Source organism: Sphingomonas sp. CCH9-E2 (genome assembly GCF_001557215.1).
In the GTDB taxonomy this organism is placed as follows: domain Bacteria; phylum Pseudomonadota; class Alphaproteobacteria; order Sphingomonadales; family Sphingomonadaceae; genus Sphingomonas.
Genome location: NZ_LSJM01000220.1, coordinates 1 through 10,313 on the forward strand (window position 1 = coordinate 1; position 10,313 = coordinate 10,313).

Here is a 10,313-nt window from a genome sequence, read left to right on the forward strand (position 1 = left end):
GGCCGGGGCGACGCGGTGGTCGTCAGCGTCAATCACCGTCTCAACGCCTTTGGCTACACGCATTTCGGTGATCTGGCCGGCGGCGAATTTGGCGAGGCGGGCAATGCCGGCATGCTCGATATCGTCGCGGCGCTGCGCTGGGTTCGCGACAATATCGCGGCGTTCGGTGGCGATCCCGAACGCGTCATGGTGTTCGGCACCTCCGGCGGCGGCATGAAGACCAGCTTCCTGATGGCCAGCCCCCCGGCGCGCGGCCTGTTCCAGCGTGCGGCTGTGCAAAGCGGGCCGGGCCTGCGCTTCATGGAGCGCGACGCGGCGGCGGCCGTGACCGAACAGTTGCTTCGCGAGGTTGGTCTGACATCGGCTAACGCTGCGGATCTCGCCACGCTGCCCATGGCCCGGCTGCTCGCTGGCTATCACAGCGTCGCAGCCGCGATGAAGCCGAGCCGTTTCATCGACCTGCCCTGTTTCGCCCCTGTCATCGATCCGAAATGGCTGCCGCACCACCCGTTCTCGCCCAAAGCGGCGGCGGGCACGCGGGATATCGCGATGCTGATCGGCTGTAATGCGCAAGAGATGAGCTTCTTCTGGGGCAACGATCCGGAGGCCTTCACGCTCACCGAATCCGGCTATCGCGACCGCGTCCGGGCATTTGCCGGTAGCCGCACCGATCGCGTGCTGCGCAGCTATGCGCGCGCGTACCCGGATGCGACGCCGGCCCGGCGCTATCTCCAGGCATTTTCCGACTATTCGATCGCGCTGCCCGCCACGACACAGGCCGATCGCCACGCTCAGGCTGGCGGGACGACCTATGCCTATCGACTGGATCTGCAGAGTCCCGCTTTGGGCGGCAAACTCGGCGCGCTGCACACGCTCGAAAGCTCGCTGCTGTTCAACACGCCGGAGTCCGGGCGGGCGCTGCTCGGACCGGGCGATACGCCGGTGCGACTCGCGCAGCAGATGAGCGCTGCCTGGGTGCGCTTTGCGGCGACCGGCGACCCCAACGGGACGGACCTGCCGCGCTGGCCGCGCTACGATGCCAAATCGCGGTCAACGATGCTGTTCGATCGCGAGAACCGGTTGGCGCAGGATCCCAATGCGCTTGCGCGACGGACGTTGGGGCCGCTGCTCGGTGCTTGAGGCCGCGGTGACAATATCAGCCTGCGGTGTATCCAGCAGCGAAGACATAATGAGGAGAGAGCGATGAACCCCAAGCTTAAGGCCGTTCTGGTGCCCCTGGCGCTGGCAAGCCTGGCCAGCGCGCCGGCCGCGCAGCAGCGCGACGCCAGTGCCGGATGCGATCGCGTGTGCCTTGAAAAGATCGGCGACCAGTATCGCGCCGCCTTTCTGGCGCGCGATCCGTCCAAGGCACCGATCTCGCGCCGGGTACGCTTTGTCGAGAATTTCGTCGAGATGCCGTTTCCGGACGCGACCTGGGACACGGTGACGCAGGAGGTCGGCCCGGCCCTGACGCTGTCGGATCCGACAACGGGCAATGTCGGCATCTATACGCGAATCGTTCAGAACGACACGCCCGGCTATCTCGCCGTGCGGCTGAAGGTCGAGGGCGAGCAGATTACCGAGATCGAACATCTCATCTCGACCAAGCGCAACCTGTCGGCACCGCCGACGCCGATCGCCGATTTCGACAAGTTTCAGCGTTCGCCGCATCTCGACAAGGCCGTGCCGAAAGCGAAATGCCGGCCGCGTGCGGAGATGGTCCGCCTTGCCGACGGCTATTTCGAGACGCTGGAGAACAACAACGGCGAAATCCGCGGCACGCGCTTTTCACCCGATGCGACCCGGACGGAGAACGGTCTGAACTTCCCCGAAATCGAGAAGGGCTTCAAATCGGGCCGCTATCTGTTCAACGAGCGCGTGCGCGACCGCGATCATTTCCTGGTCGACGAATATCGCTGCATCGTGATGGCGCGCGGGTTTATCGATCACAAGGGCGTGCTGGATCAGTATACGCTGACCGATGGCACACCCGCACGCTCGATCTTCCGCGAGCCGCATAGCTGGGGCCTGCTCGAAAGCTTCAAGCTGGAGGACGGGATGATCACGGGGGTCGAGGCGGTGTTCATCGCCACGCCCTACAACATGCGGTCGCCCTATACCCAGAATCCCGACGTGATCCGCAATCGCGAAGCGAAATACCCCAGGAAGTGACGCGTTCCGCCCCGGATCGTTCCGGGGCGGCACCGTGATTCAGGGCTTTGGCTTGCGGGGGTCGATCTCGCCCAGCTCGGGATAAAAGACGGAGCGGTTCGACAGCGATTCGTTATAAACTTCGCGCTTGGAATAGAGCCACTTGCCGTCTTCCTTGACGTAATATTCGACGACATGACCGAAATAGAGCGGCTGCACGTCCTTTTGCGGCGTGCGATTGGTCAAGGCGAACCAGTAGACGATACCCTTGCCGGTCTTGCCGCCCTTGTCGATCGTGACGTTGTGGTTCAGCACGAAGTGGTGCGTGCGCTGCCGCGAGGTGGCGTCCGGTGCGATGTTGGTGTCGCTCATCCGCACCCGCCATGCGGTCAATGCCTTGCGGATCGCCTCACGGCCGTTTTCGACGCCGCCGATCCAGTTCAGCGTCGCATCCTTGGCAAAGCAGTCGGCGTAGGTGTCCGCGTCCAGCGCGTCGAACGCGATCATCAACCGACTGGAAAGATTGACGATCTCGGCCCGCGCGACAGCATATTCCTCCGGGCTGACCTGCGCGGCTGCCGGGGTGGCGATGCAGAGCGCGAAGGCGACGCTCGCGACAGCAGTGATTTTCATGTCTCTCCCTTTCATCTGGCCCTTGTGCTCGGCCTGGCATCAGCGTGGTGCCGGAAATGCGGAGTGCAGATCGGCAGTGCGCTCAAGCGCCTGAACCTAAGTCGTCGCGGAGCGATCGACCCCTCCAGCAGCGCATGACCGTTTGGCTAGCCACGCACCAGATCAAAGTAAAATTGCGATTACAATTTTATTGACAGGATGCCCCTCAGGGTCTTCATAATCGACCCCAAGCACCAGGCCAAAGCAGCAGGGTGCATTGTCGAGAGGGATGCACCATGGCGGGCCTGAGGGAACACTCGACGGATGCCGTGCGCAAGGCCGAAAGGGCGGCCTATTGGCGCGAACATATCTGGGCGAGCATCGGCGACTTCGACGTCAAGCCCACTGACGAGCAGTTCAGGGCGTCGGCGGTCATGCGCAACGTCGGCGAATTTACCGTCGCCCGCGTCACGGCGCCCGCCCACGCATTGAGCCGCAATCATCAGCAGGCGCGCGGCGATGACCGCCGTCTGTTCAAGCTGGTCGTCCAGCATGAAGGCACGATTTTTCTGGAACAGCGCGACAAGAAGCTGGCGCTGAAACCGGGCGACTGGACGCTCTACGACATGACGCGCCCGTTCAAGTTCCACTCGACCGAACTGACGCGGCAGTCCGCCGTGCTGGTCCGCGCCGAGGATTTGAACCTGGCCGATCTCACGCCCTATTCGCTGCGTCTGTATTCGGGCGCGAGCGGCTATTCGAGCATGCTGCGATCAGCGTTGACCACTGCGGCGTCCGACAATGGCCGCGCTTGCAGTGAGGGCGATATCGGGGTGATGATCGCGCGTTTGGCGCGGCTCGCGCTGCTCGAGCATGGCAGCCACGAAGCGCGTCGGACGAGCCGTGAGGTGATGCGCGAAAGGATCGACGGCTATCTCGATCTCCATCTGCGCCGCTATGACCTGTCGATCGATACGGTGGCGCGGGGACTGAATTGTTCGAAGCGCTATTTGCACAAGATCTTCCTCGACAGCGGGTGCACGCTATCCGAGCATATCCTGCAGCGCCGGCTAGAGGCGTGCCGACGTGATCTGATCGATCCGGGCAAGGCGGAGCAGTCGGTGACCGACATCGCTTATGCCTGTGGGTTCAGCAGCCTCGCCTATTTCAGCCGGGTGTTCAAACTGGCCTATGGCGAGAGCCCGCGCGACTATCGCGCGATTCACGGCGGGATGCCGATCCGGACCGTTCAGTAGATCCGCGAATAAAAAGGGGCCGCGGCGACACGGGTGTCGCCGCGGCCCCTTTCCCCCTTTTCAAGCGAACGGCAGCTCGCCGTTTTCGACCCAGGTTCCGTGAACCTGCGGCGCGGCGCGGAAGGGCAGCAGCACCCGCCCGATCGGCCCGTCGGCCAGACGCTCCGCGTCGGCGATAAGCAGCTCCGACCGCATTTCGGCAAAGTTCGACGCGACGCCGATCACCCAGCCCGACCCTTCGTCACCGCCCCTGCGCGGGACGAAACAGGCTTCGGCGAGGCTGTGCGTCTCGCCGGCGAACATCGAAACCATCTGACCCGCCTTGACGTCGAACCGGCCGTAGCAGTTCGTCACCCGCCCCTGCAGATTGCCACCCTGCGCGACGTTGAACGGCTTGGACGGGTCCGTGAAGCCGGTGAAAACGTAACGCTGGTCGCGGGTCAGGTAGCGCCGGTCGATCGCGCCGATGTCCATGATCGGCGTCGGGAACAGGATCTCCTCGGTCCACCCGTCATGCTTGGAGGACAGGTCGAACGTCAGGCGGCGGAGATAGCCTTTGGCTTTGGTGCGGTCCCAAGGGCTGTTGTCGACATTGGTGAAGAAGGGGAAGAAATTGCCGTCGTAGAACGGCGCTTCCATGATCACCTTGTCTCCGACAGTGCGCGCGTGGAAGGTGTGCATCATGCACCGCAGCGGACCGCGGAACCAGCGGATGTCCTTGCCCTCCGCGCCGCGCGGAAGGATGCCGATATAGCTTTCCTTGCTGTTGTCCCAGCCCCAGTGGATCTTGCCGGCCTTTAGCCGTTCCGGGCTGGTGACATAGCCGGCGAACGGGAAGATGATGTGCTTCTCGGTCAGCGCGATGTCGTGCATGATGCTGACATAGGGCACCGTGAAGCGGGTATCGTGGGTGACGCGGCCCTTCTTGTCGATCGTCGCGACATAGACCTCGTCGCCCGCCAGCCCGTTCGCCTCATTGCCATAGGCGATCATCTCGCCCGTGTCGGAATCGACCTTGGGATGTGCCGTGAAATGCGGCCCCTTATACTTCCCGCCGAAGTTCCAGCGGCCGACCGTCGCCAGCGTGTTTGGGTCGATCAGGTGGGGCAGCCCATCCTCCTTGAGCGCCATCAGACGCCCGGCAAAGGCAAAGGGCGTCGTGTTGGCGACGGTCCGGTCGAGCCCCTGCACGGCGGGGTCGTCGGTATAGGGGTTGCGATAATAGCCGAACTGTTGGCCGCCCGCCTTCAGGTTCGCCTCGAACCGGGGGGTGCGCACGAAGCGGCTCTTGTAGCTGACCCGGCCATTCTTGAACCGGAAGCTGCTGATATGGCCATCGCTGTTGAGGATCGCGTCATTGTCGAACTTCGGCGGATAATACCATTCACCGCCCAGGCGGATAAAGGCGCCGTCGAGCTCCGTCGGAATCGACCCCGACGTTTCGCAGTCGAGGACATCGGCTTCGAAGCGCTGCGGGGCGAAAAAGCCCTGCGCCGCCTTCATCTTGGAAAAATCAACCATGGTGAACTCCTAGCCCGCCCGACAGGGACGGCGATCCGTCAAAGGAAATAGCCCAGCCGCATCAGGCTTTCCGTGTCCGGCGCGAAGCGACCGGTCGCGGTGGGCGGGTGGTAGGGCTTGTCGCGCCCGGTCGGATCGAGCCACGGCGCGTCGGCGTGAAAGCCCACCACCGGCGCGCCGCCAAGCTGCGGGAGCGCCGCAGCCTTCGCCGGCAGGGCAAGGGCGGCGGCACCCCCCATCGCCGCGCGGGCGAGCGCGCGGCGGGAGATGGGCATCGCGCCCGGTGCGTTGGGATCGTGCATCGCCATCCTCCTTGTCAGAACCGCACGCGCGCGCCGAAGCGATAGCTGCGTCCGATCATGTCATAGAATTGCGGCACCGTGGGATAGCCGAAATTCTGCGGGATCAGCGGCGGATCGCGATCGGTGAGGTTGTTGACGACGCCGAAGAACTCGAAGCGATCGGTCGCGCGGATCGTCGCCGACAGGTTGAAATACTGCCGCGCGGGTACATCGTTGTCGTTGATCTGCACCCCTTCGACGAACAGATTGTTGTAATTCGCCTTGCTGATCGTGCGCATCTGCAGCTGGAGCGTCAGGAGCGCGTCGTCATAGGTCAGCGAGCTATTGGTCAGGAAGCGCGGGGTGCCGATGACGTCGCCGGCGCGCTCGATGAAGCCGGTGCCGGTGATATCCTCGCCGAACTTGTCGTAGAGCGTGCCCGAGAAGCGCGCGGTGAGCGACCCGCCCAGCTTGCCCGATAGCTTGTCGAGCGGCAGCCGGTACGATGCCTCGAAGTCGAAGCCCCTGCGCTCGATATAGCCCAGGTTCAGATATGGATTGTCCACCGTATAGACCGTGGCGCCGCCGGCCGGCGAGCGCGTAATGAACGAGCAATAATAGGCCTGATCCGGCGTCGGCGTCGTTCCGGTGCAGAAGTTGATGACCAGATTGGCGTCGATGAACGCGATCGCGTCGTCGACGCGAATGTCGAAATAATCGACCGACAGCTTCAGCCCGGGGATGAACGGCGGGGCATAGGACACGCCGAGTGTCTGGGTCTCCGACTTTTCGGCCTTAAGCCCCGCGTTGCCGCGCACCAGATTGGCCGTTGCCACCTGCCCGGTCGGACCGCCGGCGACACTGGCGGAGAAGTTACGGGTCTGCACCGTGGTGACGGCAGGCGTGAACAGCTCGAAGATGTTTGGCGCGCGGATGTCGCGCGACAGGGTGCCGCGCACCATCAGCCCTTCAAGCGGTTCCCAGGTTCCGCCGAGCTTCCACGTCGTCACGCCGCCGCTGGAGCTATAGTCGGTGAAGCGTACCGCGCCCTGCAGATCGAGCGAGCGCAGCAAGGGCAGGTCGCGTGCCAGTGGCACGACCGCTTCGAGATACGCTTCCTTGACGTTGAAGCTGCCGCGCAGCGCACGGGCGTTCGAGCTTTCATACCCGGCTGCTTCGGCAATCGCATCGACCGAAGTGTTCTGGTCTTCGCGACGGTATTCGGCGCCGAGCGCAACCGAGACCGGCCCGGCCCAGGTGCTGAACGGCTCACCGGACAGGTTCAGGTTGGTGGCGAACTGCTTGTAGAAGGTCTGGGTGAGGGTCGTCCCGGTGACATAGGCGATTGCCGCCGCGGAGGGCGCCCCTTCGCCGAAGACGTTGAGCGGGGCACACCCCGCCGCGGCCGCATTTCCGGCGACCACCGCACGACAGGCCGGCCCATTGGCGGTCTGGACCACATCCGCGGCAAAACGGAAATTGGCCTGGATGCGGTTGCCGTACACCCGCTGGGTGTAGAGATTTTCGCCATAAGTGGCCGCGCCGTTCAGTTTCCACGAGCCGCCCAGGCCCGCGTCGAACCCGATGACGCCGCGCTTCGTCTCGACCTCGACCCGCGTGCGCTGATAGCCGATGTCGACGCTGTTGCGGCCCAGGTTGAAGCTGGTGATCTGGTTGGTGGCGTTCGCGGGCAGCGCGTTGAGCCGGTCAATCTCGGCCCGCAGCGCAGCCGGAATGAACGGGTTCTGCGTCGAGATGACGATCGGCGTCGCCTGCTCGTTGCGCGGGGGCAGCGTCTGTCCGCGCCCGACCGTGTCGGCATAGGATGCCTCGGCATAGACGGTGAAATCGTCCGCCACCTCGTAGCTGGCGCGGCCATAGCCGGTCCAGCGGCGGACCTTTGGCGCGACCGAGACGCCGGTGTTGAAGTTGATGCCGGCGTTGCTGCCGCCACCCTGCATGAAGCTGGACCCGACGAAATTGCCGTACTGGAAACGCCCGATCGACCCGTCGGGATTGATGTAGATGCCGCGCAGCTGCGCCGCCGGCCCCGTGGTGCTGTTGATCAGGCCACCATTGGTCATGGTCGCATAGCGCACGTCCGGCAGCAGCAGCTGCTGGGCGAGGCCGTTGGTGGCGCGGCTGGGATTGGCGACGAGGCCATAGCCCAGTCGGCCCCAGTCGCGCGTGAACACGTCGCCCATGCCGTCATTGGTGACATGATCGAGCGCGACGGTGATGTGCCCGCGCTCGCCCAGCTTCAGGCCGCCGACCGCACCGATGCGATATTCGGCGTTGTCGCCCTGTTCCGAGACGCCGGCCTGTGCCTCGGCGCGCAGGCCTTCGAGATCCTTGCGCAGGATCAGGTTGACGACACCGGCAACCGCGTCGGAACCCCATTGTGCCGATGCACCGCCCGTGACGACTTCAGCCCGTTCGATCAGCAACGCCGGGACCTGGTTGAGATCGACCTGATAGGTGCCGATCCCGGTTACGATCTGTGGCACGAACCGGTTGCCATCGACCAGCACGAGCGTGCGCGACGGGCCAAGACCACGCAGATCGGCGAAATAGGAGCCGGCAAACGCCGCGCGCACGCCGGTCGTGGTCGGCGACTGCGACGCCTTGAACGCGGGAATTTCGTTGAGCACGGTCGCGACGTTGGTCGCGCCGCGTGCTTCGAGCGTCTCGGTGCCGACGATGGTGGTGGGGGTCGGCGCGGTGAAGCCGTCGCGCTGCACGCGGCTGGCGGTCACGACGACTTCGTCGGCGACCTTTGCGTCAGCCTCGCCGGCCTTCGCATCCTCCTGCGCCGAAGCGATCGCCGGGAAGGCGAGGCTCAGCGCGATGGCGGCGGTCGTCGTGGCGCTGCGCATGAGTCGGCTGATCGAATGCGTTGAGCGGTTCATTGGTCTCTCCCCTCCTGATTCGGTGCCCTTCGCGGGCATTCCGTGAGCGTCCTGATAGGCGACGCGCGTGCCAGGCGTTTATGCAGGGACGCATGCGGCTTTACCCGGCAGTGCACGCGCCGCGTTCAGCCTGCGAACAGGCGCCCTACTGCCGCCATGTCGGTCGCACGGTCGAGCGCGCGGACCGCATCCAGTGCGCGTCGCGCCGCCGCCGCCGACATCCGGGTGCGCGCGTTGGCGATAAACTTGGCATCGAGCGCCGCATCGTCGAGGCGCATTTCGGGCACCGAACCCATGCCGCGCGCATACATGACCTCATGCGTGTAGCGCTGCCCGGCGGCGGTCACTTCGACGCTGGCAAGGAAGCTGCGCGGATCGGCGCGCTTGGTTTCGACCGTGCGCGGATGCGTGGACCATTGAATCCGGTCCATCATTGCCTTGACCGAAGGGTCGGCGAGCTGCTCGGCCGACTGGCAACGCGCGTCGAGCGGACGACCGAGCGCGACCAGCGCCAGCATATAGGGGACGCTGAACTGCGCATCCTCTTGCGTGCGCACGTTCATCGGGTCCAGGTTGGCGGCGAAGGGCGCTCCCCAGGACTGGATGCGCTCGATCGACGCAGGGTCGATCCGCTCGCGCGCCAGCAGGGCGAGCAGCGCGTCCATGCGGCTATGGATGTAACGGCAGCAGGCATAGGGCTTGTAATCGGCGTTGACGATCGTCCAGCGCTCGCCCAGCCCGCGCGTCGCGGCGGGGATGTCCCATTTGCTGAAGCCATAAAAGCGCGCGAAGCCCGCCGGACCGTCCAGCACGCGGGGATTGCCGGTGAAGCCACTTTCGGCAAGCAGTGCCGCCGTCACCGCGCCCTGGTTTACCCAGCCGACCGGCGTATATTTGACGTTGGATTTGGGGCTGGCCGTTTCCCAGTCATGCGCGGTCTGAGGCGGGCAGTAATAGCCGGCCAGCCCGATCGCGTTCGCCGTTGCCGCTGCCGGCAATCCCAGCAGTCGCGCCGCGCCGGCGGCGGCGGCAAGCATCGATTCCTGATTGATCGCGAACACCTCCGGCGTCACGCCCGTCTCGAGGATCGCGGCGCCCATCGGGCTGGTGGCCGAACTGAGCCGCGCGGCCAGTTCGTAAGCGACGACCAGCGCCAGAATGAAGTCGCGCCCGGACGTGCGGCGGGCTTCGGCCAATGCCATCAGTGCGGGAACCACCACCGGCGGGATATGCGGGATCGCATCGTAATCCAGGCCGTTCATCAGCTCGGCATTGGCGAACGCGGCGTTGGTGGTCGCGAGGCGCGCCTTGCCGCCCCAGAGCTGCGCCTCGCCAGCTCCGCCGAGCCGGGCCATCGCGGTCGCGGCAAGACGCCCCTTGTTGCTCTCCCAACCAGCGACCCCGCAACCCAGCGCATCGACCATGCAGCGCTTCGCAGCATCGATCACCGCGGGCGGCAAATCTTCATAGCGCAGCGTCGTGGCGAAATTGACCAGCGTCGCGGTCGTGGTTCCGTCCGGGTCCGTGGTCGCGCGCGCATCGGCGGGGGCGGGATGGCGGGGCGCGACGGGCGCGGTCTGGGG

General features: G+C 65.0%; 8 protein-coding genes. 3 read left to right on the plus strand and 5 right to left on the minus strand.

Annotated features, from left to right (window positions below):
- Together AX681_RS10245 and AX681_RS10250 are read left to right on the plus strand one after the other, a co-directional pair.
- Nucleotides 1-1,140, plus strand: a 1,140-nt coding sequence (locus AX681_RS10245; RefSeq protein WP_066682197.1) for a carboxylesterase/lipase family protein, incomplete at its 5' end; no start/stop codon positions are given.
- Nucleotides 1,141-1,203: 63 nt separating this feature from the next.
- Nucleotides 1,204-2,172, plus strand: a complete 969-nt coding sequence (locus tag AX681_RS10250; protein ID WP_231733649.1) for a hypothetical protein — start codon at nucleotides 1,204-1,206, stop codon at nucleotides 2,170-2,172.
- Nucleotides 2,173-2,211: 39 nt separating this feature from the next.
- Here AX681_RS10250 and AX681_RS10255 read toward each other — a convergent pair whose 3' ends face one another.
- On the minus strand, nucleotides 2,212-2,784 hold the full coding sequence (locus AX681_RS10255; RefSeq protein WP_066656667.1) for a nuclear transport factor 2 family protein: 573 nt from the start codon (nucleotides 2,782-2,784) through the stop codon (nucleotides 2,212-2,214).
- Between the two features lie 275 nt (nucleotides 2,785-3,059).
- Between AX681_RS10255 and AX681_RS10260 the strand changes: the two genes are divergently transcribed.
- Nucleotides 3,060-4,019, plus strand: coding sequence for a helix-turn-helix domain-containing protein (locus AX681_RS10260; RefSeq protein WP_066656666.1), 960 nt, complete (start codon nucleotides 3,060-3,062; stop codon nucleotides 4,017-4,019).
- A 60-nt stretch (nucleotides 4,020-4,079) separates the two neighbouring features.
- On the opposite strand, the gene AX681_RS10265 is transcribed toward AX681_RS10260, so the two are convergent.
- The 4 genes from AX681_RS10265 to AX681_RS10280 all read right to left on the minus strand — a co-directional run.
- Nucleotides 4,080-5,540 (minus strand): carotenoid oxygenase family protein, encoded by a 1,461-nt coding sequence (locus AX681_RS10265; RefSeq protein ID WP_231733648.1) that lies wholly within the window; start codon nucleotides 5,538-5,540, stop codon nucleotides 4,080-4,082.
- A 38-nt stretch (nucleotides 5,541-5,578) separates the two neighbouring features.
- Nucleotides 5,579-5,842: a hypothetical protein gene (locus tag AX681_RS10270; protein ID WP_156442580.1), complete on the minus strand. Its 264-nt coding sequence runs from the start codon at nucleotides 5,840-5,842 to the stop codon at nucleotides 5,579-5,581.
- Between the two features lie 14 nt (nucleotides 5,843-5,856).
- Entirely contained in the window at nucleotides 5,857-8,730 is a 2,874-nt protein-coding gene (locus AX681_RS10275) for a TonB-dependent receptor plug domain-containing protein (RefSeq protein ID WP_197421798.1), read from the minus strand.
- A 125-nt stretch (nucleotides 8,731-8,855) separates the two neighbouring features.
- Nucleotides 8,856-10,313: MmgE/PrpD family protein (locus AX681_RS10280; protein ID WP_066682198.1), on the minus strand; the 1,458-nt coding region annotated here is incomplete at its 5' end.

What these genes read in the sequence shown, in the direction of transcription:
- AX681_RS10250 (WP_231733649.1), top strand. Translation starts at nt 1,204, where the DNA reads ATGAACCCCAAGCTTAAGGCCGTTCTGGTGCCCCTGGCGCTGGCAAGC.
- AX681_RS10255 (WP_066656667.1), bottom strand. Translation starts at nt 2,784, where the DNA reads ATGAAAATCACTGCTGTCGCGAGCGTCGCCTTCGCGCTCTGCATCGCC.
- AX681_RS10260 (WP_066656666.1), top strand. Translation starts at nt 3,060, where the DNA reads ATGGCGGGCCTGAGGGAACACTCGACGGATGCCGTGCGCAAGGCCGAA.
- AX681_RS10265 (WP_231733648.1), bottom strand. Translation starts at nt 5,540, where the DNA reads ATGGTTGATTTTTCCAAGATGAAGGCGGCGCAGGGCTTTTTCGCCCCG.
- AX681_RS10270 (WP_156442580.1), bottom strand. Translation starts at nt 5,842, where the DNA reads ATGCACGATCCCAACGCACCGGGCGCGATGCCCATCTCCCGCCGCGCG.
- AX681_RS10275 (WP_197421798.1), bottom strand. Translation starts at nt 8,730, where the DNA reads ATGAACCGCTCAACGCATTCGATCAGCCGACTCATGCGCAGCGCCACG.